This is a genomic window from Nitrococcus sp. (genome assembly GCF_059432795.1).
The window spans coordinates 16,770-37,935 of record NZ_JBXWZQ010000225.1 but is presented as its reverse complement, the minus strand read 5'-3'; the positions used below and the strand labels follow the sequence as shown (position 1 = coordinate 37,935).

The following is a 21,166-nucleotide window of genomic DNA, read 5'->3' as shown; positions in this document are numbered from 1 at the left end:
GCTCAGCTCCACAAGCACACTTGGGCCTGAAGGCCGGATGCGAAGCACATCAATCACTTCGACAAAATACCCGTTTAGAACTGCGACACGACTGATTAACGCGTTAGGAGCTAAAGGGATAGGTATGGCCGGGGGTTGTGTCCGGCGGCGACCGGCACGGCGTCGAGCACATCGCCTCTGTGCCACCATAGACAACCTAACCCAGGTTGCTGATCCGAATTCAGAATATTAACTTTATGCTGATCGCATGGCGCGCAACCGAAGGCGAAGCTGCTTTTCGATTTCTATGATCGCAAAAAGTGAGACACCCACGCCGACGATGAGAACGCCATCCAAAAAGGGCACCGCCTTGGTGGCAAATATCGCCTGCAATGGCGGCAGATAGGTGATGGCGAATTGCGCCGCTGTGATGCCGATGACCGTCGCCCAAACCACCCTGGTGCCGCGCACCGCCCTCCATGTAAGCGACGTGCCGTACATGTTCCGGATGAAGAATAGATGAAATATCTCCATGACCACCAGCGTATTCAATGCGATGGTGCGGGCGAGTTCCACGGAATAGCCTTGGTCTGTGGCATAGGCGTAAATACCGAACACGCCGCAGAGGAACAGCGCCGAGACCAGCACGACGTGCCATCCCAGTTCCCCGGTCAGCAATGGCTCGCTTCTCGGGCGTGGTGGACGGTGCATCGTGTTCGCTTCCGTCGGCTCGAACGCCAGCGCCAGGCCGAGCGTTATCGCGGTGATCAGGTTGACCCAGAGTATTTGAATCGGGGTGATCGGCAGCGTCATACCGAAAAGCAGCGCGACGACGATCGTCATGGCCTCGCCGGCGTTAGTCGGCAACGTCCAGCTTTTGACTTTCTTGATTTTGTCGTAGACGGTTCGTCCCTCGCGCACTGCGGCGGCTATTGACGCAAAGTTGTCATCCGCGAGTACAAACTCCGCGGCCTCCTTCGCCGCCTCGCTGCCTTTGACACCCATGGCGATGCCCGCGTCGGCACGCTTAAGCGCCGGCGCGTCGTTCACCCCGTCGCCGGTCATGGCGACGGTCATGCCGTGCGATTGCAGCGCCATCACGAGTCTGAGTTTGTGCTCGGGGCTGGTGCGGGCGAATATGTCGGTCTCGAGAACGGCGGTGGCGAGCACTGCGTCGTCCATTCCGTCAAGGTCGGAACCGGTCAGCACCGCCTCGGGGTTTTGCAGGCCGATTTGCCTGCCAATGGCAGCCGCCGTTCCCCTGTGATCTCCGGTAATCATCTTCACGCGAATTCCCGCCCGGTGGCAGTCCGCGACCGCTGCGATGGCCTCGGAACGCGGCGGGTCGATCAGGCCGACCAGGCCGATCAGTATCAACGCGTCCTCGAGATCAGCGAACTCAAGGACGGTGTGCTCCGCAGCTACGGGCCTCACAGCAAAGGCCAGTACGCGCTGTCCCTGCGCGGCGATGCCCTCGGCTTTTTTGTGCCAGAAGTCCTTGTCGAGAGGTTCGGCGCCACCCGAAATACAGCGCTGTTCCCCGCACATTGAGAGAATCTGCTCCGGCGCGCCTTTGACGAAAACGAACGCATGATTTTCGTGATCATGATTCAATGTCGCCATGAAGCGGTGCCTGGCGTCGAAAGGGATGGCGTCGGTACGCGTCCACGCCGAGCGTTCGTTCCGAACGTCCATGCCAACTTTGCCGGCCAGCGCCAGCAGCGCGCCCTCCATGGGGTCGCCCTCGACCGTCCAAACGCCGTCACGCTCGTGCAACGACGCGTCATTGCACAATGCCGCTGAACGTCCTAGCTCTTCGAGAACTGAATGTTCGTGCCCGCTCACCGCAGCCTCGTCGAGCTTGATAACGCCCCGCGGTTCGTATCCCGCGCCTTCGAGCGAAAAGACATGAGCCGACGTCACGACGGAGGCGATCATCATCTCGTTACGCGTTAGCGTGCCCGTCTTGTCGGTGCATATCACCGATACCGAGCCGAGCGTCTCGATGGCGGGCAGACGGCGGACAATAGCGTAGCGCCGCGCCATGGCTTGTACACCGACTGCCAGCGTGATGGTCAGGACAGCGGGCAAACCCACTGGTATGGCGGCGACCGACAGGCCCACCACCGCCATGAACATTTCCGAGAATTCGAAATGCTCGACGAAATACCCGAAGACAAGCAGCATCGCCGCGAGCAGCAGTATCAGAACGGTAAGCCACCAGGCAAAAGCGTTCATCTGCCGGACAAGCGGCGTCGTAAGTACCTCGACCGTCGAGAGCATGCCGCTGATGCGGCCGATCTCTGTGTCCGCCCCGGTTGCGACGACGATGCCCCTGCCCAGCCCGCTGGTCACCAGCGTGCCACTGTATGCCAGGCACGCTCTGTCGCCGAGAGGTGCATCGCCCGCAACGGGCCGCGTATGCTTCTCGACCGGCACGGATTCACCAGTCAGTATCGCCTCTTGAATCTGAAGGCCGTGAGTGCGCAGCAAGCGCAGATCGGCAGGGACCTTGTCCCCGGCTTCCAGCAAGACGAGGTCTCCCGGGACCAGAGTATCGCCTTCGACCGCCCGGCGCTCCCCGTCGCGCAACACAGAGGCCCGAAGGGCGAGCATTCCCCGGATCGCGTCCATGGCCTTTTCCGCCCTGCCTTCCTGAATAAAGCCAATTGCGGCATTGACCACAACCACCGCCAGGATGACGAACGTATCCACAAGATGTCCCAGCGCCGCAGTAATTAGGGCCGACGCCAGGAGCACATAGATAAGGATATTGTGGAAATGCAGGAGAAAACGAACCAGGACGCCGCGCTTGGGGGGCTCGGGCAGGCGGTTGGGACCATATCTTTCCAGTCGTGCCGCGGCTTCGTGTTGAGAGAGGCCGTCGGTATTGGCATTCAACGTGCCAAGCACGGCATCGACGGCTATTTCATGCCAATTATTCTCTATACTTTTTTCAGTGACTTTTCGCATTATCACGTCCCGGATGAACATAAAGTAACACAGTAATCCTCCAATTTATTGAATGTCTTGCCACCGAAATCAACCGGACACGGTCGGCATCGTTTTGTGTGGGTGCTCTCGAGGCCCGAGCCGCTTCGTCGAGAGCAGTCAGCGGCAGGCGCGCACCGTCAATCATCTCGCGTAGTTTTGCGCTTGCGGTCTCCGCTCAACCCTTGTCACTTCAGTAGTTGTACGGTGTGGGGATGAACGTAGACGTCCTGCGGCGTCAGCGGATCGCCGCTTTCAACCGGCACCAGTGCCCCCTCGGCCTTGCCCTACTTGGACGAACCCGATCAGCGTATTGATCAGCACGACGCTTGGAATGACCACGCTGTCCAGCCATTCACCGAGTAGAAACGGAACCCCGGTGGCCCCCAATAGCACATAGATCAGCACATCATGAAACTGCGCGGCGAAACGCTTGAGCGGGCCTCGCGATGGCGCGCACGGCAACCGGTTGAGACCGAATTGGCGCAAGCGCCGCTCGGCCTCGACCTGGCTCAGGCCGCCGGTAGCGGTGGCGAATTCCGACAATATTTGATCGACCGAGCAAACGTGCCAGTCGCTGGCGGCAAGGTTCATCGTCTCAGCCCCCGGCCCCGGCTGCCATTGCGCCTATACACAACCATTCCGCTGGAGACCTTCTTCTGGCAAAGCGAATGACACGTAGCACCCCCTTGGGCACACGCGCCGCTCGCACGGATTGGACATTCGTCATCCTGCGCTCGCCCGCACCCGCGCATGCCCCGCCCACCGCGACGGACAAACCCTCGCCTCAGGGATTCAACCGGATCACCGACCAGCCCTGGGGCGTGTTTTGATAGCACAGCCGCTGCTGCGGGTGGCGCCAGTCCTTTTTCCAGAACTCGATGCGTTGCGGTTCGAGACAAAAGCCACACCAATGCGAAGGTATCGGCACCTCGCGATGGAAATCGAAGCGCTGGCGATACTGTGAGACCCGGCGTTGCAGATGATCGCGCGCCTCCGGCGGCTCGGATTGGGCCGACGCCCACGCGGCCAGTTGGCTGTCCCGCTCCCGAAGCGCCCAGTAGGCGGCGGCTTCATCAGCCGCAAGCGGCCGCGCGCTCCCCTCGACCTGGATCTGCCGCGCCAGCGGTTCGCTGTAGAGGCAGACGGCCGCGCGTGGATTGGCCGCCAGCTGAATCGCCTTGCGGCTGTAGCGATTCGTAAAAAATATCAGACCTTCGTCGACGACCGCCTGCAGGTAGACGGTGCGCGCGCTGGGCTGCCCCGCTTCATCGACCGTGGCCAACGTCATGGCCATCGGCTCGGAAAGCGCCATTCGCTTCGCATCCTCGACCATGTTCTGAATGATCTTGAGCGCCTGCCTGTAAACGTCCATACCGCCCTCCCGCGGCGACCCGGCCACGCGGTCGCGAAAGCGGCCGTTTCCATAAATTTAACACGGGCCGGGACGGGCGGATTGACGCCGATCAATGCCGGCCGCGGAATAGCCGGCGCAAGGTGCGCGAAACGCGCGATGGCGGCTCGTATCCGCCCCGCCGTCAGCCGACGCCGAAGGTCGCGCGCAGCCACGCGCCGACGCCGTAGGCGAGCGCGGCGGCGGTTCCTCCCATGGCCAGCGTTTCCAGACCGGCGCGAAGCACCGCGCGTTCCAGATAGCGTCCCTTGGCGAAACCGATCAGCAGGAAGGCGACGCCGGTCGCAGCGGCGCTAAGGGGAAAAAGCACATCTTGCGAAAGACCCGGGACCCAATAGGCGAACGCGATGTAAGGCGTCAGCGGGATCAGACCGGCGGTGATGAAGGCCAGGAAGGTGACCAGCGCGGCCCGCGAGGGATCGCACGTGTCCAATTGCAAACCGTGCTCCTCCGTGAGCATGGTATTCAGCCACAACGCCTCGGTGGCGGTGATGGTTGCGACGATGGACTCCAGTGTGGCCCCGCGAAAGCCCTTGCCGTGATAGATCTGGCGAATCTCTTCACGCTCGCCCTCGGGCAAGAGCCGGATATGCCGCTGCTCCACGCCGCGGATCTTTTCAAGTAGCTGGCGCTGGCTTTTCGTGCTCTGATAGTTGCTGACCGCCATGCTGAAACCGTCTGCGAGCAGATTGGCGAAGCCCAAAATCACGATCACCGCGATTGACAAGCCGCCGCCGGAGGCACCCGCCACGATTGCGAAGGTGGTCACGCAGCCGTCGATGCCGCCCAGCACGGCGTCGCCCACGTAGCTTGGCTTACCCTTGGCCTGCAAGCGGCGGCGGATCGCATCGGGCCGATGCTCGGCCTTGAGCGCCTCGATATCGGGATGCCTGGCCATGGCGAGTTACAAGCTCACATATGAGGCCGGTATGACTGGGTTCGGGCAGGGGCCAGAGAGCGTCGCTCGCTCGGGTATACGCCCGCCCCGCGCGATAATGGTCAAGGCTCGCTGTGCGTACACGGCGAGGCTCACAGACACGAACGCAGCCACTGGTACCACTCTGCCAGGCCCTCGCCGGTGCGCGCGGACAGCGCCAGCACCTCGATCCGCGGGTTGACCCGGCGCGCGTAGCCGATGCAGCGCTCAACGTCGAAGTCCACGTACGGCAAAAGATCCGTCTTGTTGAGGAGCATCAGCTGTGAGGCCCGAAACATGTAAGGGTATTTCATCGGCTTGTCGTCGCCTTCCGTGACCGAAAGGATCGCCACCTTGGCCCGCTCGCCGAGATCGAAAAGCGCCGGGCAGACCAGGTTGCCGACGTTCTCGATCATGACCACCGAATCCGGCGGCGGCGCCAGCGTGTCAAGGGCGCGGCAGAGCATCGCCGCATCCAGGTGGCAGCCGGTGGCGGTGTTGACCTGCACGGTGCGGCAGCCCGTGGCGCGGATACGCTCGGCATCGAAGGCGCCCTCCTGATCCCCCTCGACCACGCTCATGGGAATCTCGCCGCCCAAATCTCGCAGGGTGCGCTCGAGCAGCGTGGTCTTTCCCGCGCCGGGTGAGCTCACGAGATTCAGCGCCAGGATGTTGCGGAGCGTCAACCAGTGCCGGTTGCGCCGGGCGAGGCGATCGTTCGCGGCGAGGACCGCCTGCTCGAGCGCGATGGTCCGGCCCGGCGGCTGGACAGGGACAGGTGCCTCGTCATGGGGGTGAACGTGATCGTGGTCGTGGGAATGACCCGGTCCATGGGTATGACCGAGCGCACTCGGGTGAACCGAAGCGTCGCCCGCCGTCGTTTCGTCTGTGTCCAGCGCGCTGACACGCGCCTCGCCCTCGCCGGAGCAGCCACAGGTGGTGCACATTACACGACCTCCATGGAACGGATTCTCAGAGCGTCGCCGCCTCGCCGGTTCTCCAGGTTCAGCGAACCGCAGTCGCAGCCGGCCAGCAGGTCGCTCAACTCGACTTCCCGGCCGCACTCCCGGCAACGGGCCCGCCCAGGTATTGCGATGATCTCGAGCTCGGCACCGGCCAGTGGCGTACCGACGGAACACGCCTCGAAACAAAAACGCAGCGCCTCGGGCATCACGCAGGTGAGCGTTCCGATCTCCAGGGTGATGCGGCGCACGCGCGCGCCATCGGCCCGTGCCCCGCAGACCTCCACGATGCTCTGGGTAAGGGCGAGCTCGTGCACGGAACCGGCCTCAGCAAATCCGCGGCAGCTGCTCGCCGACCAACATGTCGACGATGCGCTCACCGCCGAATACGGTCGCCATCACGACAGTGGCCTGCGGCGATGCCCGCACGTCACCGATGCACGCGGCCTCGCGGCCGGCCGGGTGGGAGCGCATCGCCGCCAGGGCCGCCTCCGCCTCGCCGCCCGGCACCACCGCCACCAGCTTGCCTTCATTGGCCAGATACAATGGGTCCAGCCCGAGAATCTCGCACATGCCCTTGACCTCCTCGCGCACCGGCACGGCGTTCTCGTCGATGTGCAGGCAGTGCCCGCAGGCCTGCGCGAACTCGTTGAGCACCGTGGCCAGTCCGCCGCGCGTGGCGTCCCGCAGACAGCGCGCCCCCGGCGAGGCATGCAACAGCGTTTCGACCAGACCGTTCAGGGCCTGGCAGTCGCTCGCGATGTCGGTCTCCAGCGCCAGGTCGCCACGCGCGTTGAGCACGGCGGCGCCGTGATCGCCGAGCCGGCCGTTCACCAGAATCGCGTCGCCCGGGCACACGGCGCCCGCATCCAACCGCCGATCCGCGGGAATCACGCCGATACCGGCGGTGTTGATGAAGAGCTTGTCCGCGGCGCCGCGCGGTACGACCTTGGTATCCCCCGTGACCACCATCACCCCGGCAGTGGCTGCGGCCGCCTGCATCGAACCCGTAACCCGGCGCAGCGTTTCCACCTCCAGCCCCTCCTCCAGAATCACGCTGCAGGAGAGAAACAGCGGCCGGGCACCGCCCACCACGAGGTCGTTGACTGTGCCGTTGACCGCCAGCGTACCGATGTCGGCGCCCGCGAAGAAGAGCGGATCGACGACATAAGAGTCGGTAGTGAAGGCGAGCCGGTCGCCGAGGCCGGCCAGCTCGGCGAGCGGGATGCGTGCCTGATCGTCCAGCGGCGCCAGCACGGCGTTGTCGAAGCCGGCGACGAACACCTCCTCGATGAGATCGCGCATCGCCTTGCCGCCACTGCCATGGGACAGGGTGATGCGAGTGTCGCGCAGACGGGAGCCGCGCGCCGGCGCGGCGCCAATGCGTACGGAGTGCTGCAATGGGTCGGGATCGCCGCGGCTCACGGAGCGTACCTCGGGCCTGTCTTGCCGCGCCGTGGCCGTCGGCCATCCGCCTTGCCGAGCGGCACGCCGCCGTAATTGTAGTACGCGGCGCAGGCGCCTTCCGAGGACACCATCAGCGCACCCAGTGGCGTTTCCGGCGAGCAGGCGCTGCCGAAGACCTTGCACTGCCAGGGTTTGATCACCCCCTTGAGCACCTCGCCGCACTGGCATGCCTTGGGATCGGCAATCTTGAGGTTGGGCACCGAAAACCGGCGCTCGGCGTCGAACGCCGCATAGGCGGGCCGTATCCGCACTCCGGAGTGATCGATGGACCCCAGCCCGCGCCATTCGAAGAACTCGCGCAGCTCGAAGACGCGGTGCACCGCGCTCAACGCCGGGTCGTTACCCGCGTCGGCCACCACCCGCTGGTATTGGTTCTCCACCTCGCAGCGCCCCTCGGCGAGCTGGCGCAAAACCATCCAGACCGATTGCAGAATATCGAGCGGCTCGAAGCCGGCCACCACCAGGGGCTTGCGATAGTGAGCGCAAATGAACCGGTACGGCGCAGTGCCGATCACCATGCTCACGTGACCCGGGCCGAGGAAGCCGTCCAGGATCAGCTCGGGGGAGTCCAGAATCGCCTTGATGGTGGGGATGATGGTGATGTGATTGCAGAAGACCGAAAAATTCCTCACGCCTTCGCGTTCCGCCTGCAGCACGGTCATGGCGGTGCTGGGCATGGTGGTCTCGAATCCGAGCGCGAAGAACACCACTTCATTGCCCGGATGGGCCTTGGCGATCTCGAGCGCATCGAGCGGCGAGTACACCATGCGCACGTCGGCGCCATCGGCCTTGGCCTGCAGCAGGCTTTTCGTCGAACCGGGCACACGCATGGCGTCGCCGAAAGTGGTGAAGATCACGCTCGGGTGCTCGGCGAGCGCGATGCAGTCATCCACCCGCCCCATCGGCAGCACGCAGACCGGGCATCCGGGTCCGTGCACGAATTCCACTTCCTCCGGCAGCAGCGTCTGCAAGCCGTATTTGAAAATCGAGTGGGTATGCCCGCCGCACACCTCCATGAGCTGCAAGGGCCGGCGCCGACAAATCGCGATATCGCCGACGAGCGTCTCGATCGCCCGGATCAGGGTCCGCGCCTTGTCGGGGTCGCGAAATTCGTCCACGTATTTCATGAGCTCGGGCCTCGGCTGGAGACCGGCAGATCGCCACGGTCGTCGGCGAGCAGCGTGTGCGCCAGATCCCAGAGGATATGGTAGGTGGCGACGTGGCATTCCTGAATGCGGTGGATGCTGTCCGTCGCCACCGTGAGGCAGATGTCCACATCGGGGCTGCGCGCCATGGCGCCTCCGTCGCCGCCGGCGAGACCGAGCGTGATGAGCCCCATCTCCTTGGCCCGGGCATAGGCGGCCAGAAGATTCGCGGAATTGCCGCTGGTGGAAAAGCCCACCAGACCGTCGCCGCGTCGCGCCTGCGCGATGATCTGGCGCACGAACACATGCTCGAAGCCGACGTCGTTGCCGACCGCGGTCATCATTGCAGTATCCGCGACCAGGTTGACCGCGGCCAAGGCGGGCCGTCCGGCCGTGACGGGGTGCAGGAACTCCACCGCGAAGTGCGCCGCATCGCAGCTCGACCCGCCGTTACCCATAGCAAACAGGCGCCCGTGGCCGCGATAGACCCCGGCGATAGCACGCGCGGCATCGACCACCCGCTGAGCGTTCTCGCTGAAGAAGGCCCGCTTCACCTCGAGGCTGTGCTTGGACTTCTGATCGAGCGACTCCAGCAGGGCCGCGTTTTCCCCGGACGCCTCCTTGCGCACGCCATGCAGAAACGGGTAAAGCGATTCGAGCTTCTCATCGCTCATGAGCCATTCTCCGAGCTCTGCATGGCCTCGAGCTCCTGCTGCATCTCACCGAGCTCGGTGAGAATCTGCAGCGTCCGAGCCGCCTCGGCTTCGTCGATCCGGCTCATGGCGAACCCCACGTGGATGAGCACCCAGATGCCGAGACAGCTCTCCACCGGGTGCGCCTCGTCGACCACGCAGTGGAGATTGATCTCGCGCTTGACGCCCGCCACGCTGACGATCCCGCGCAGATTCTCGGCATCGCTTATTGCGACGATTTGTCCCGGAACGCCCAAGCACATGTCACTGCCTCGCCTTCACGGAATGGATGGCCGAGGCCGCGCCGATCGCCGCCTGACCAAGCGAGAGGCCGCCGTCATTGGCCGGCACGCGGGCGTGGCCGAGCACGGTCACTCCTCGCGCGCGCAGGCCCGCCGCCAGCGTTTCGAACAGCAGACGGTTCTGAAACACACCGCCGGTCAGGGCAACCCGAGCGTCGCACTTCAACTCGTTACGCTCAAGGAGCCGGCTCGTCAGGGTGAGCAATGCCCGGGCGAGGCCGAGGTGAAAGCGCGCGGCGATGATCGCCGGCGTCGCGCCGCGCATCAGATCGTCGAGCAGCGCTTGCCACATCGGGGCGCACTCCAGCACGGACACGGCCTCGCTTGCGGTGAACGCGAACGGATAACCCTCGCCGGCGGTATCCAGCGCCGCTGCCGTGACGCACGCCTCCAGCTCGATGGCGGCCTGGCCCTCGTAGCCCGCGCGATCCCGGCAGATGCCGAGGGCGGCGGCCACGGCATCGACGAGCCGCCCGCAGGAGCTGCTCTGGGGGCAGTTCACGTCATTGGCGATCATGGCCTCCAGTATAGCGCGGGGGCGCTCGCGCAGATCGGCACACAGCTCGAGCCGTGCGTACTCCCGAGCGAAGCGCTGCCAGCCCAGCGCCGCCCGGATGTGGGCGTAGGCACTGCGCCAGGGCTCACGGATGGCCTGCGCGCCGCCGATCAGCGGCACTTGGGCAAAGCGGGCAAGACGTGAGTAGCCCCGGTAGTCCGCGAGCAGAAACTCACCCCCCCACAGCGTGCCGTCATCCCCGTAACCCAGACCGTCCAACGCGATACCGAGCACGGGCGGGCTTCCCAAGGGCACGGCGTTGTCGGCGAGACAGGCCGCGATATGGGCGTGATGATGCTGCACCGTCACCACCGCCAACCCCTCGCGCTCAGCGATTTCCCGCCCCAGTCGGGTGGACAGGTACTGCGGGTGCCGATCGACGACGATCCGCTCCGGAGCGTGCTCGAAGAGCCTTTGGTAAAGCGACAGCGTCCGGCGAAAGTCGGCATGCGTGGCCGCCTCCTCCAGATCGCCGATGTGCTGGGAGAGAATGGCCTCGCCGTCGCGGAGCAGGCAGAAAGTGCTCTTGAGCTCGCCGCCCATCGCCAGCAGCGCCGGCGCCTCGCCGAACCCCCCGGGCAACGTCAAAGGAGCCGGTGCGTAGCCGCGGGCGCGGCGCAGCATGCGTGGCGCGCCGTCCACGACCTGCATGACCGAATCGTCGATCCGGCTGACGATAGCCCGGTCTTGTAACAGCAAATAATCGGCCAACGGCGAGAGCCGCGCGCGCGCCTCGTCATTGTCGGTGCACTGCGGCTCCTCGGAGACATTGCCGCTGGTGAGCACGACCGGGCGGTCGAAACCCTGCAGCAGCAGATGATGCAAAGGCGTGTAAGGCAGCATGAAGCCCAGGGTGCGCTGGCCCGGCGCCACCTCGGCGGCAACGCGCTCCACGCCGCTCGCCTCCAGGAGGACGATGGGTGCCGCCGGGCTTTGCAGCAGCGCGCGCTGCGCGGGATCGACGGCGCAGTAACGGGCGATGACCTCGATGTCCCGCGCCATCAGGGCGAAGGGCTTGTAATAACGGCGTTTGCGCCGGCGCAACCGGGCAAGCGCCGGGGCGTCGCAGGCGTCCACGGCGAGATGAAAACCGCCGAGGCCTTTGACGGCGACGATCTGACCTTCCCTTAGCAGCCGACAGGCGCTGCGGATGGCGTCGTCGCCGGCGCATATCGTGCCGTGCGCGGCTTCCAGCCACAGCCTCGGGCCGCATCGCGGGCACGCATTGGGCTGGGCGTGGAACCGGCGCTCGGCCGGGTCCGCGTACTCGGCCCGACACGATGCACACATCGCGAACGCCGCCATGCTGGTAAGCGCCCGGTCATACGGGATACCGCGCACGATGCTCAAGCGCGGCCCGCAATGCGTGCAGTTGGTAAACGCGTAGCGATAACGCCGGTTGCCGGGATCGGCGATGTCCGCGCAACACCCGGCACACGTGGCCGCGTCCGGCACCACGCCCGTGCGCACCGGCCCGGTGCGGCTCGCAACGATATGAAAGCCCGTCCGCAACGGCGCACCGCGCAGCGGCTCGGCGTCCACGGCGTCGATGCGGGCGAGCGGCGGCGCCTCGCGCCGCAGCCGCGAAAGAAACCGACCACGGGCGCTTTCCTCGCCCCAAATGTGGATGGTCACCCCGGCGGCATCATTCCAGACCGTTCCGTGCAGAGCGCATTCGGTGGCCAACCGCCATACCGTGGGGCGGAAACCCACGCCCTGCACCAGGCCACGCACCCGGATCGCCTCGCCCGTTATCGGGCTTCCCGGATCACCGGCGCGCCGTTCCGAAGCCATTGCCAATGCGCTGCCCTCACTCTGGCGAGCGTCCGCGGCGGACGCTCACATGGATCGGATCCTGAGATAGCGGACGATGTCTTTGGCGTTGACTGCGACCGCCGCGATCACCAGCGCCGCCACGATGATTCAGAACACGCTCGTACTGCTCATGTTAGATCGCGGCGCGGGGCATCGTCGATCGCCGCCGCAACAGGCACGCGGTCCTCGAAGTCGCGCTTCGATGGCCTCGATCACCGCGCTTCTGCCGGCCAGCGCCAGATTCATGATCTTGGAACGCGCGCCCGGGCGCAGGCTCGCGTGGAATGCACCGGAGGCGGCGGCCAATCAGCGTGCACGGGAGGTTGACTTTTGCATGCGCTCCCCGTTTACTGAGCCCATGCACCACACGGCGTCCCGCACTTATCCTGCCTTCCGCCTGCGGCGGTTTGCGCTGCGACTGCTGCGCCGCGCGCGCAGCTGACCTCACGCCTCCCCAACCGTTTTCCCGCTGAACCGCCGCGCCGCACGTCGCGGCAGAGTCCATTGTGAGGAAACAGCGCCATGGCCGTCGATGCACGCCAGCACAAAAACCTTCGACTGCTGTGCGGTTGCCGGGCCCAGTACCCGTGGCCGCCCGGCAGCCATGACATCGCCACTTAGATCCGCGCAGTAGAGCTACGCGGACAGTCTTTCGAGATGAAAACGCTTGGAGAGAAGCGATGTTGAGCGATCCCGCGCGGAAATACCGCCCCTGCCGCCCCATTCGACTGACCGACCGCACTTGGCCGGACGCCGCGATCACCCGCCCCCCGATGTGGATGAGCACCGATTTGCGCGACGGCAATCAGGCGCTTTTCGAGCCGATGGGCGTGGAAACCAAGCTGGCGATGTTCGAGATGCTCCTCGCGGTGGGCTTCAAGGAAATCGAGGTGGGTTTTCCCTCCGCCTCCGCCACCGACTACACTGTCGTGCGCCGTCTCATCGAAGAGGAGCGCATCCCGGACGACGTGCAAATCGAGGTGCTCACCCAGTCGCGCGACCACCTCATCGAGAAAACCATGGCCTCGCTGCGCGGTGCCAAGCGCGCTATCGTCCATCTCTACAATGCCACCTCCCCGCTGTTCCGCGAGACGGTTTTTCACCTCGACCGCGCCGGCGTGCGCGAGGTGGCGGTGCGGGGCGCGCGGCTGATCAAACGGCTCGCCGCCACGCAGCCGCAGACACAATGGACCTTTCAGTACAGCCCGGAGACGTTCTCGGCAACGGAGCTCGACTTCGCGAAGGAGGTGGTGGACGCGGTGACGGCCGTCTGGGAAGCCTCCCCGGAGCACCCCGTGATCGTCAATCTGGCGGCGACGGTGGAGATATCCACGCCCAACGTGTTCGCCGATCAGATCGAATGGATGCATCGCCACCTCGCCCGGCGCGAGGGCATCGTGCTCAGCGTCCACCCGCACAATGACCGCGGCACCGCGGTGGCGGCGGCCGAGCTGGCGGTGATGGCCGGCGCCCAGCGGGTGGAGGGCTGCCTGTTCGGCAATGGCGAGCGTACCGGCAACGTGGATCTGGTCACGCTGGCGCTCAATCTTTATACACAAGGCGTGCATCCCGGGCTGGATTTTTCGCGCATCAACGACGTGGCCCGCACCGTGGAGCAATGCACCCGGCTGCCCATCCACCCGCGGCACCCCTACGTCGGCGACCTGGTGTTCACCGCGTTTGCGGGTTCGCATCAGGATGCGATCGCGAAGGGCTTTGCAGCGCGCAGAAGCGACGGGCCCTGGGCGGTGCCGTATCTGCCCATCGATCCGCAGGACCTCGGCCGCACGTACGAGTCGGTCATCCGCGTCAACAGCCAGTCTGGCAAAGGTGGGGTCGCCTATCTCATCGAGCGCGAGTACGGTCTGCTCCTGCCGCGGCGCATGCAGGTGGAGTTCAGCCGCGTGGTGCAGCAGGCGACCGACGCCACCGGTAAGGAGATCCGCGCCGAGAAGATGTGGGAGATCCTGCGTCGCGAATACCTGGAGGCCTCCGAGCCCATCGAGTACGTCGGCCAGTCGCTGTTCGAGGCCGAGGCGGGTCAGGGCATCCGCGTCCGGGTGCGCGAGAAGGGCCGCGATAAGGTGCTCACGGGCGTGGGCAACGGCCCGATCGACGCGCTGCTCGACGCCCTCGGCAGCGACGTGCGTGTGCAGCACTACGAGGAACGCTCCATGGGTGCCGGCTCCAACGCGAAGGCGGTGTGCTTCGTGGAGCTCGGCTGCGAAACCATGGCCGGCGATCTGTTCGGTGTCGGCATCGACGGGAATATTGTCAGCGCCTCGGTCAAAGCCGTGATCAGCGGATTCAACCGCATCTGGGCGCGCTTGCCCCGATCGCAGCGGGCCAGGTTGCTGCGCCCGCGCCCGCCCGGACAGCGCTCCGCATGAGGCGGTGAAGCCGCCGGCCGCGCTCGCCGCCTGCGGGAAAGCGGCCGGCGGGCGCAACCACTCGAGGGAGATAGCGAATGCCGCGCCCCGCTGATCCCGGTGACCGCCCCGCCAACCAGACCCTGTCCGGCATCCGGCCGATACCCGCCTACCTGAGGCCCTACCGTTGGCGAATCGTCGCGGCAGCGCTCGTCCTGGTCGTCGCCAGCGTGAGCGTGCTCGCGATCGGCCAGGGACTGCGGTTGATCGTGGACCTTGGCTTTCGTACCGGCAGCGCACGACGCCTGGACGCTCTGCTGCTGCTCATGCTCGGCCTTATCACCGTCATGGCGCTGGCCTCGGCGTTTCGCCACTATCTGGTTTCCTGGATTGGCGAGCGGGTCGCGGCCGATCTGCGCCAGGCGGTATTCGACCATGTGGTGTCCATGGAGCCGGCGTTCTTCGAGATCAACGGCGTGGGCGAAATCCAATCGCGCATCACGACGGACACCACCTTGCTGCAGACGATACTCGGCTCCTCCTTCTCCATCGCCGTGCGCAACGCGCTGCTGCTCGCAGGCGCGTTGATCATGCTGTTCTTCACCAGCCCCAAGCTCACGGCGCTGGTACTGCTGGGCATGCCGCTGGTACTGGTGCCCATCCTGACCTTCGGGCGCCGCGTGCGCCGTCTCTCGCGGGCGAGTCAGGATCGGGTGGCGGACGTCGGCAGCTACGCCGCCGAGACGCTGCAGGCAATTCGCACCGTGCAGGCGTTCGGCCACGAGGCGGAGGATCGCCGGCGCTTTCGCCAGCGCGTGGAAGCCGCGTTTGCCACCGCGGCGAGGCGCATCCGCCAACGCACTTGGCTGATGGGCATGGCGATGTTGCTGGCATTCGTCGCCGTCGGCATCATCCTCAGACAAGGCGGGCACGACGTGCTCGCGGGCCGGATGAGCGTGGGCGACCTATCGGCATTCGTCTTCTACGCGGTGCTCGCCGCCGGGGCCGTGGGCGCCATCTCGGAAGTCGCCGGTGACCTGCTGCGCGCGGCCGGCGCGACCGAGCGGCTGCTGGAGCTGCTGGCCGCCGTCCCCCTCATCGCCGCGCCGTCGCGCCCCCGAGCGCTGCCCGAGCCGGCCCGGGGCGAGGTCGCCCTGGACAACGTCCGGTTCTGCTATCCGGCGCGCCCCGAGTATCCGGCGCTCGATGCCGTCACGCTGCAGGTAGCATCGGGCGAGCGCCTCGCGCTGGTCGGGCCGTCCGGGGGCGGCAAAAGCACGGTGCTGGCACTGCTCCTGCGCTTCTATGATCCCCAGGCCGGACGCGTGCGTTTTGACGGCATTGACCTGCGGGAGGTGGATCCGGCCGCGCTGCGCCAGCGCATCGCGTTCGTCTCCCAAGAGCCGGTGCTGTTCACCGGCGATGCCTGGGAGAATATCCGTTACGGTCAGCCGGACGCCACGGAGGCGGCGGTGCGCGCCGCAGCGGAGGCGGCGCACTGCACGGAGTTCCTGGAGCGCCTGCCGCAGGGCTTCGCGACGCCGCTGGGGCCGGGCGGGGTGCAACTCTCGGGCGGCCAGCGCCAGCGTATCGCGATTGCTCGCGCCATCTTGCGCAACCCGGCGCTGCTGCTGCTCGACGAAGCCACGAGCAGCCTGGACGCCGAGAGCGAACGCCGGGTGCAGGAGGCGTTGGAGCGTCTGATGAGCGGGCGTACCAGCATCGTCATTGCCCATCGGCTGGCCACGGTGACGGCCGCCGAGCGTATCGCGGTGCTCGACCGGGGCCGCATTCATGCCATCGGCACGCACCATGAGTTGCTCCGCCGCAACGCCCTTTATGCGCGGCTCGCCGCGCTGCAGTTCGATCTGCCGCGCGCCAGCGTCGCCGCTCGCTGAGTCGGCTCCTCACGCGGCCTGAACCGGCACTCGCGACGCGGTGAAGCGGCGTGTCGCAGGTGAGACAACGCGGGTCAGCCCAATTGGATGTGGAATCCTTCCGCCATCGAGGTATCCGCTTCGCGCACGAAGTCCCCGAGGAGATAACTTACGCCTTCTTTCCAGAGCGTGCGCAGCGTCACGATGTCGTCGACATAGGCCCCCACGATCGGCGTGCCGCGTTCGCGCACGCGCTGCAGCATCGCCTGCGCACGTGCTTTCGCGGCACCCTCGGCGGCGCAAAGATCCCGGACGAGGCCGGGCCCGACCTTGACGATGTCCGGTCGCATGCGCTCGAAGAACTTTTCGCTGGCAGCGGTTTCGCCCAGACCGGTGAGGGCGAGCCGCACCCGCAAAGCGCGCAACTCATCGAGCGCGGGTCCGATTTCCCGGCTATGCGGCAGCTCGGCTTCGTCGAGCTCGAGACAAAGACTCGACGAGGGGGTTCCCTGTTTGACCAGCAATGAGGCGAGCCGTGCGGCGAAGCCGCGCTTGGCCACCGTGGAGACCGCCACCGGCACGAAAAACGTGCTGGCGGACGCGCGCTCGGCGAGGATGCGGCAGGCGTTTCCAAGCACGATCAGATCCAGCTCCGCGCGCACCCCGAGCGTCTGCGCATCACGTTCGCCCGGCGCCGGCAGCGCCAGCCGCGCCTTTTGCGCGGAGCGCCGACGCACGCTGAGCTCGAAGTAGGAGCAGTTCTCGCCCTGCGCGCTCGCAAGCGGCTGATACAGTAGGATGAGGTCGCGCGCCTCCAATATTCGGCGCATTTGTCTGGCCCAGGTCGCTTGCCTCTTCATGCGCTCCGGCGGCGGTGGCAACCGGTATCCTCCGCCGCCTTGCACGGCGCGATGAGCGAGCTCGTAGGCCTCGGCCAAGCCACGGTGACCCGTGTCCTTGGGCTCCAAGAGGACAGCACCGGTGCCCACGATCAGGGCGTGGATACGCCCCTCGGAACCGCCTTGCTGACCCGCGCCAACCGCGGCCTGCAGCGCCTGAGCGTATTCTTCGAGCGTCGCCCGGGACTCCGCCGTCCCGGTCGCCGCGAAACAACCCTCGCCGAGATAGGCGAGCAGCCAGCGCACGGGTACCGCTTTACGAAGCCGCCCTCCAGTCTTCGCCAGATGCAGATGCAGCGCGTCGATGGAGGGATAGTGGCGCTGCAAGCCTTCGAGCTCGATCATGCTGACGATTACCCCGCATCCCTCGCGCCTCCTTTGCCCAGCCTCCAAGGTCGTTTCCAGGTAACGCGCATTGGCGAGACCCGTGACGGGTTCGAGACGTTCAAGAAAACTGAGCTTCTCCCCTTGGGATCGGTACTCGAGACCACGGGAGCGCACCATTGAGACCAGTTCAGCGGGGTCCATCGGTTTGCCGATCAAATCGAAGCCGCCGTTGCTCAGCACCGCCTGCCGCGTCCGTATACTGCGATCCGCGGTGAGAAACACGATCGGCGTCGAGAGAAAGCGCTCCTCCTGGCGGACGATGCGTGCCAGATCGAGGCCACTGGCGTCGGGCAAATGCATGTCCATCACGATAACGTCAGGCGAGGTGGCGAGTAGCTCATCCATCGAGCCCAACGCGCCGTCCAGAACATGCACCTGCATACCGTGGCTCTCCAGGGCGGCCGCCGCGGCGGCGGCCTGGTCGTCGTCGTCCTCCACGAGCACGACCTGCAGCGGCTTGTCATCCCGGTGCCCGGCAGTCAGCTCCGCAAGCCGCATGCGCAGCGCACGTACGTCCACGGGTTTGGCAAAGAAACCGTCGCCGCCGGCGCGCAACGCGCGCAAGCGCGTCTGCGCATCACTGCGCGCGGAGGCGAAGACGACCGGCAGCGGCGCACCGAGTGTGCGTTTCAACGACGCCACCACTTCCAGCCCGCCGTCGCGCGCGTTCGGAAGCTCGATGTCGGCAACGATGGCGTTGGGCCGCCGCTCGATAACCGCGAGCCGCAGCGCTTCGGCGTCGGCGAAGATGGCGGTCGACACCCCGGCGATTTCGAGCTCGGCGGCCAGGTACTCCGCTTGGTCCGGATCGTCTTCCAGCAGATAGATGCGCTGCTCGCCAGCGTCAGCGGGGGCTTGCGCATCCGGACCCGGCGTTTTCGCCACATCGGCGGTAACGGCTGCGCTCGCCTTCGCGCCCACCTCGGCCGCCGCTTGCTGCAGATCCCTCAGGCCCTCTGCAAGCGCCCGCCGCCACGCCGCATTGGCGGCCATGTCGGGCTCGGGCGCGCGGGCGAGCTCGCTTTCGAGATGGCTGGCCCGCAGGCCCAGCAGGTGGTGACCGAACGTGCCCGCGGCCCCGGCCAAGGCGTGCACGCAATTTTTGAGTTCCGGCAAGCCGCCGCGCTGACCGGCAATGACGTGCCGGCCGAGCTCGCTGATACGCGAGACCCGATCGGGCAACGTCTCATGAAAGCGCCGGCCGATCTCCGCGAGCTTCTCCTGCGACGTCTGAAACTCGAAATCCGCCATCCCGCATCAACCCTCACTGCGTGCCGCAACCCAACCCTGCAACCCCACGAACGCCGGGCGCGCTCGGGGCGCAGATCGCAGTGCGCGCCACGCCGTTGCGCCCGGCAGTCACTCGGCGGCGCTACCCACCCTCACGCAGTCACGACCGGCGCGCTTTGCCTCATAAAGTGCGCAATCCGCCGCATGGATCATCGTATCCACCGTATCCACGCTCCGGAATTCCGCGATGCCGGCGCTGAACGTGGCCGCAAAATCGACACCAGGCGCGCCGTGATGGCGTACCGCCCGAAACCGACGCGCGATCTCCTCGACGAGCGCGCGCGCGGGGGCGGCCGCGCAATGGGGCAATACGATCGCGAACTCCTCACCGCCGTAACGGCCGATCCAATCCGTTTCCCGCAAGCGGCTGCGCAGCAACCGCGCCAGGCTTTTGATTACGCGATCGCCGGCGAGGTGTCCATAGGCATCGTTGACCTTCTTGAACCAGTCGATGTCGAGCAAAACGAATGCGCAGGGGTAATTGCCGCGCCGCGCATTGTTCATCTCGCGGCTCAATGCCTCCTTGATCGAGGTATGCTTCAACAACCCCGTCAGGCCATCCCGTTCCGCCAGGCAGGCGATCTGCCGCGCCCGGGCCACGCGCAGGTTGACGCCGGCCAGAAGGTGTTCCTCGACCACCGGCTTGGAGATAAAATCATCCCCGCCGCGCCCCATGGCACCGAGACGTCGACGCGCATCCCCCTCCCCGGAGAGAAACACGATCGGCATGGTGAGAAATCCCTCCAGCTGACGGATGACAGCCGCCAAGTCCCCCCCCGAGCACTGCGGCATGTGCAGATCCAGCAACACCAGATCGGGCCGGAATTCCGCGAGAACGCCCGGAACCGCCGAGGGCGTGTCGCACACCCGGGTATCGATGCCGCCGGAGGCCAACACGGCGGCGTGGTACTGCCCGACGTCCACGTCGTCGTCGACGACGAGCACGCGGTACGCCGCGTCCCGCTCCTGGCCGGTGAGGACATCAAGCCGATCGACCAACGGGACGATATCGAAGGGCCGCGTCAGGTAGGCCGCTCCGCCCGCCTGCACCGCGTTGAGTCGATCGTGGAACTCATCGCGCGCGGATAAAAACACCACCGGCGCGGACAGCACGCCCGCCGAATGCAGGGCGGCGATACCCCGCGCGCCGTCGCTGCCGTCCTCGATATAGGCGATATCCGCGACCACGGCCTTGGTCCGTGTTCCGCTCAGGCGCTCTGTTAGGGCCCGCCGATCCTTCAGGGCGCGAGTGCGAAAGCCGAAATAATCGAGCTGGCCCGCGAGTTCCTCGCCTGTGGCAGGGTCGACCTCCAAGACGAGAATCTCCGGGGCCGCGAACGAGCCCGCCGCCGTCTCCTCCAGCGCCGGAGTCGTGACGGCGCAGGGGGTGCGGTCGGCTCGCTTGCACCGCTCGAGCAACCTCGCCAGGCTCCGGGAATCGGCAGTGCCGCTCAACGCCGCTGCTTCGAGCGCACGTGCGCGGCCGCCAAGCTCCATGAGACCGAAGGTCTCCGCGGAGCCGGCGAGCGTATGCGCCAAACGTCGCAGCCGCTGCAGATTTTCTAGCGATACGCCGCTGCCGTTACCCTGCGTCAGCGTCCCGTCGAGTGCGACGAACCGCTGCGGCAAACCGGCCACATAAGCCTCGCTGAGTGCGGCGAAGCGCGCTTCGAGCGCCTTGCGCCGATCACTGTCTGCCTTCATCCGCCTGGGCCCAGATACGCTGGAGTTCCACGGAGACGGTCATCGGGTCGAAGGGCTTCGCCAGCACGCCGCTCACGCCGAGACCGCGCAGGCGCTCCTGCTCGTGCGGGTACGCCTTGGCGGTGAGAAAGACGGTGGCGACTTGCTCGAGATCGCCGCGCGCACGCAGCTGACGCAACGTCTCCGGGCCGTCCATGTCGGGAATCTTGACATCGAGTATCAATAACTGCGGCTGAAACGACTCGATCTCCGCCAAGGCCTCGGCGCCCGATGCGCAGCCGCACACCGTGTATTCGCCGATGACCTCGAGCGCCATCTGCAGCACGCTGCGCACGTCGGAATCGTCGTCGACCAGCAATATTCGATTCAGACGAGCCAAACCGGACACCTCCGCCAAACGC

16 protein-coding genes are annotated in these 21,166 nt (G+C 66.0%); 2 read left to right on the top strand and 14 right to left on the bottom strand.

Translation table 11 applies throughout. The features are described from left to right. Positions 1 to 234: 234 nt before the first annotated feature. The 11 genes from AC52Q4_RS16135 to hypF form a co-directional block, all read right to left on the bottom strand. Entirely contained in the window at positions 235 to 2,952 is a 2,718-nt protein-coding gene (locus AC52Q4_RS16135; RefSeq protein ID WP_495537822.1) for a cation-transporting P-type ATPase, read from the bottom strand. 273 nt (positions 2,953 to 3,225) lie between these two features. After that, a complete protein-coding gene (locus AC52Q4_RS16130; protein ID WP_495537821.1) occupies positions 3,226 to 3,564 on the bottom strand; it encodes a cation-transporting P-type ATPase in 339 nt (112 codons plus the stop codon). Between the two features lie 193 nt (positions 3,565 to 3,757). Further along, entirely contained in the window at positions 3,758 to 4,345 is a 588-nt protein-coding gene (pdxH, locus tag AC52Q4_RS16125; RefSeq protein WP_495537820.1) for a pyridoxamine 5'-phosphate oxidase, read from the bottom strand. A gap of 163 nt (positions 4,346 to 4,508) precedes the next feature. After that, on the bottom strand, positions 4,509 to 5,189 hold the full coding sequence (locus tag AC52Q4_RS16120; protein ID WP_495537819.1) for a VIT1/CCC1 transporter family protein: 681 nt from the start codon (positions 5,187 to 5,189) through the stop codon (positions 4,509 to 4,511). A gap of 224 nt (positions 5,190 to 5,413) precedes the next feature. Further along, positions 5,414 to 6,247 carry a hydrogenase nickel incorporation protein HypB gene (gene hypB / locus AC52Q4_RS16115; protein WP_495537818.1) on the bottom strand — a complete coding sequence of 278 codons (834 nt, stop codon included), beginning with the start codon at positions 6,245 to 6,247 and terminating at the stop codon, positions 5,414 to 5,416. Then, entirely contained in the window at positions 6,247 to 6,579 is a 333-nt protein-coding gene (locus AC52Q4_RS16110) for a hydrogenase maturation nickel metallochaperone HypA/HybF (protein ID WP_495537817.1), read from the bottom strand. Before AC52Q4_RS16110 ends, hypB begins: the two co-directional genes overlap by 1 nt. Positions 6,580 to 6,589: 10 nt before the next feature. After that, a complete protein-coding gene (hypE, locus tag AC52Q4_RS16105) occupies positions 6,590 to 7,687 on the bottom strand; it encodes a hydrogenase expression/formation protein HypE (RefSeq protein ID WP_495537816.1) in 1,098 nt (365 codons plus the stop codon). After that, positions 7,684 to 8,856 (bottom strand): hydrogenase formation protein HypD, encoded by a 1,173-nt coding sequence (hypD, locus tag AC52Q4_RS16100; protein ID WP_495537815.1) that lies wholly within the window; start codon positions 8,854 to 8,856, stop codon positions 7,684 to 7,686. The genes hypE and hypD overlap by 4 nt, the downstream gene beginning before the upstream one ends. Beyond that, a complete protein-coding gene (locus tag AC52Q4_RS16095) occupies positions 8,853 to 9,548 on the bottom strand; it encodes a D-sedoheptulose-7-phosphate isomerase (RefSeq protein WP_495537814.1) in 696 nt (231 codons plus the stop codon). The genes hypD and AC52Q4_RS16095 overlap by 4 nt, the downstream gene beginning before the upstream one ends. Further along, the gene (locus tag AC52Q4_RS16090) at positions 9,545 to 9,829 is read right to left on the bottom strand and encodes a HypC/HybG/HupF family hydrogenase formation chaperone (protein ID WP_495537813.1); all 285 of its coding nucleotides are present in this window, start codon (positions 9,827 to 9,829) and stop codon (positions 9,545 to 9,547) included. Before AC52Q4_RS16090 ends, AC52Q4_RS16095 begins: the two co-directional genes overlap by 4 nt. Position 9,830: 1 nt before the next feature. After that, positions 9,831 to 12,218 (bottom strand): carbamoyltransferase HypF, encoded by a 2,388-nt coding sequence (gene hypF, locus AC52Q4_RS16085; protein ID WP_495537812.1) that lies wholly within the window; start codon positions 12,216 to 12,218, stop codon positions 9,831 to 9,833. Positions 12,219 to 12,919: 701 nt separating this feature from the next. Between hypF and leuA the strand changes: the two genes are divergently transcribed. Further along, entirely contained in the window at positions 12,920 to 14,629 is a 1,710-nt protein-coding gene (gene leuA / locus AC52Q4_RS16080; RefSeq protein ID WP_495537811.1) for a 2-isopropylmalate synthase, read from the top strand. Positions 14,630 to 14,706: 77 nt separating this feature from the next. Next, positions 14,707 to 16,506, top strand: coding sequence for an ABC transporter transmembrane domain-containing protein (locus tag AC52Q4_RS16075; protein WP_495537810.1), 1,800 nt, complete (start codon positions 14,707 to 14,709; stop codon positions 16,504 to 16,506). 74 nt (positions 16,507 to 16,580) lie between these two features. Here AC52Q4_RS16075 and AC52Q4_RS16070 read toward each other — a convergent pair whose 3' ends face one another. From AC52Q4_RS16070 to AC52Q4_RS16060, 3 genes are all read right to left on the bottom strand, one after another. Beyond that, on the bottom strand, positions 16,581 to 19,022 hold the full coding sequence (locus tag AC52Q4_RS16070; protein WP_495537809.1) for a response regulator: 2,442 nt from the start codon (positions 19,020 to 19,022) through the stop codon (positions 16,581 to 16,583). Positions 19,023 to 19,130: 108 nt separating this feature from the next. Continuing rightward, positions 19,131 to 20,765 carry a diguanylate cyclase gene (locus AC52Q4_RS16065; protein ID WP_495537808.1) on the bottom strand — a complete coding sequence of 545 codons (1,635 nt, stop codon included), beginning with the start codon at positions 20,763 to 20,765 and terminating at the stop codon, positions 19,131 to 19,133. Continuing rightward, positions 20,749 to 21,153: a response regulator gene (locus tag AC52Q4_RS16060; protein WP_495537823.1), complete on the bottom strand. Its 405-nt coding sequence runs from the start codon at positions 21,151 to 21,153 to the stop codon at positions 20,749 to 20,751. Before AC52Q4_RS16060 ends, AC52Q4_RS16065 begins: the two co-directional genes overlap by 17 nt. Between the last annotated feature and the right edge of the window lie 13 nt (positions 21,154 to 21,166).

Coding starts and splice junctions, on each gene's coding strand:
- AC52Q4_RS16135 (WP_495537822.1), bottom strand. CDS start 2,952: ATGCGAAAAGTCACTGAAAAAAGTATAGAGAATAATTGGCATGAAATA.
- AC52Q4_RS16130 (WP_495537821.1), bottom strand. CDS start 3,564: ATGAACCTTGCCGCCAGCGACTGGCACGTTTGCTCGGTCGATCAAATA.
- pdxH (WP_495537820.1), bottom strand. CDS start 4,345: ATGGACGTTTACAGGCAGGCGCTCAAGATCATTCAGAACATGGTCGAG.
- hypB (WP_495537818.1), bottom strand. CDS start 6,247: ATGTGCACCACCTGTGGCTGCTCCGGCGAGGGCGAGGCGCGTGTCAGC.
- hypD (WP_495537815.1), bottom strand. CDS start 8,856: ATGAAATACGTGGACGAATTTCGCGACCCCGACAAGGCGCGGACCCTG.
- AC52Q4_RS16095 (WP_495537814.1), bottom strand. CDS start 9,548: ATGAGCGATGAGAAGCTCGAATCGCTTTACCCGTTTCTGCATGGCGTG.
- AC52Q4_RS16090 (WP_495537813.1), bottom strand. CDS start 9,829: ATGTGCTTGGGCGTTCCGGGACAAATCGTCGCAATAAGCGATGCCGAG.
- hypF (WP_495537812.1), bottom strand. CDS start 12,218: ATGGCTTCGGAACGGCGCGCCGGTGATCCGGGAAGCCCGATAACGGGC.
- leuA (WP_495537811.1), top strand. CDS start 12,920: ATGTTGAGCGATCCCGCGCGGAAATACCGCCCCTGCCGCCCCATTCGA.
- AC52Q4_RS16075 (WP_495537810.1), top strand. CDS start 14,707: ATGCCGCGCCCCGCTGATCCCGGTGACCGCCCCGCCAACCAGACCCTG.
- AC52Q4_RS16070 (WP_495537809.1), bottom strand. CDS start 19,022: ATGGCGGATTTCGAGTTTCAGACGTCGCAGGAGAAGCTCGCGGAGATC.
- AC52Q4_RS16065 (WP_495537808.1), bottom strand. CDS start 20,765: ATGAAGGCAGACAGTGATCGGCGCAAGGCGCTCGAAGCGCGCTTCGCC.